Here is a 1,189-nt window from a genome sequence, read left to right as displayed (position 1 = left end):
GATGAAGGAAGCAGATCCACACCCGTCACTCGCTTGACCGGAGAAACTCCGCGCTGAATCGAGGCTTCAAGATCGAAGTTCGACGTGCCATCGACAGCGTCACGGAAAATGGTTGCGCTGGTCAGCCCTTGCTTGTTGAGTTCGAGCCAATGATCCTCACTGCCATCTACCGGAGATGGCCGTCGAAGCGGCATCTGGTGGTCGACGTCGTCGTGGGGCATATCGGTACTGATCCAACGCCGGACACCGGCGATCTCAGGGCAGACCTGGTCGCCGGCATCACGACATTGGTTGTGGGGCTGAGCGAAACGGTAGTTGGGCGGATCCTGCCCGCGTTGGTTGCGGATCTGGCGGCGGACCCGGAATTGGCGCGGGATTTCCAGTCGGCATTCTTTCAGCCACGACGCGATTCCACTGCGGCAGTGCTGGAATCGGCGCGGCTGCGCGGCGACATTCGGAGCGACTTCGACCTGGACTTCGTCCTGGATGCCCTGGCGTCGCCGATCTATTACCGAGCGTTGTTCCGTCACTTACCGTTGGACGCGCTCCTGGCCGAGCAGTCCGTCGATTCCGTGCTGCTGACGTTGACTCCCCACGAAAATTCTTGAAGCCGTTTCGATTCAGTTCAATTCGACTGGATCGGGTCCGACACGGCTGTCGGTGTTCAGCGCTGCGATGGCAGCTGACTCGTCAGCATCGAGTGTGAAGTCGAAGATTGCGGCGTTCTCGCGCATGCGTGCAGGCGTGACCGACTTCGACAGAACGGTGTGTCCCTGTTCGAGGTGCCAGTGCAGAATGATCTGCGCGGGACTCTTGCCGTGTGCTGCAGCGATTTTCCCGATGGTCGGGTCGTCGAGGATCGTTCCCTGTCCTAATGGGCTCCATGCCTCGATTTCGATGCCGCGGCTCTGTGCGTACTCCCGTGATGCGTGCTGTTGCAGGCGGGGGTGCAATTCGATCTGGTTGACGGCCGGGGTGATCGAGCTGTGCTCGGCCAGCAGTTCGAGGTGCTCGGGCAGGAAGTTGGACACACCGATCGCCCGGGTGCGGCCGGAGGCGAGAATTTGCTCGAATGCCGCCCAGGTCTCGACGAACAGGCCCTTTGCCGGCGCGGGCCAGTGAATCAGATAGAGGTCGACGTAGTCGAGTCCGAGCTTGTCGAGGCTGGTGTCGAAAGCGGCGAGTGTTC

Annotated in this window: 2 protein-coding genes and 1 pseudogene; 1 reads left to right on the top strand and 2 read right to left on the bottom strand. The window is 61.0% G+C overall.

Annotated elements, in window-relative coordinates:
• A pseudogene (locus tag ABT116_RS48270) lies at positions 1-221 on the bottom strand (hypothetical protein); the annotation flags it as partial.
• Here ABT116_RS48270 and ABT116_RS48265 point away from each other — a divergent pair.
• A complete protein-coding gene (locus ABT116_RS48265) occupies positions 198-608 on the top strand; it encodes a TetR-like C-terminal domain-containing protein (protein WP_351647862.1) in 411 nt (136 codons plus the stop codon). The pseudogene ABT116_RS48270 and the gene ABT116_RS48265 sit on opposite strands and share 24 nt — an antisense overlap.
• A gap of 12 nt (positions 609-620) precedes the next feature.
• Here ABT116_RS48265 and ABT116_RS48260 read toward each other — a convergent pair.
• The coding region (locus ABT116_RS48260; RefSeq protein WP_351647860.1) for an aldo/keto reductase at positions 621-1,189 on the bottom strand (569 nt) is incomplete at its 5' end.

Origin of the sequence: Streptomyces sp. NPDC002130, assembly GCF_040296465.1 — a bacterium.
GTDB lineage: Bacteria > Actinomycetota > Actinomycetes > Streptomycetales > Streptomycetaceae > Streptomyces.
This window is presented reverse-complemented; position numbering and strand designations above follow the sequence as displayed.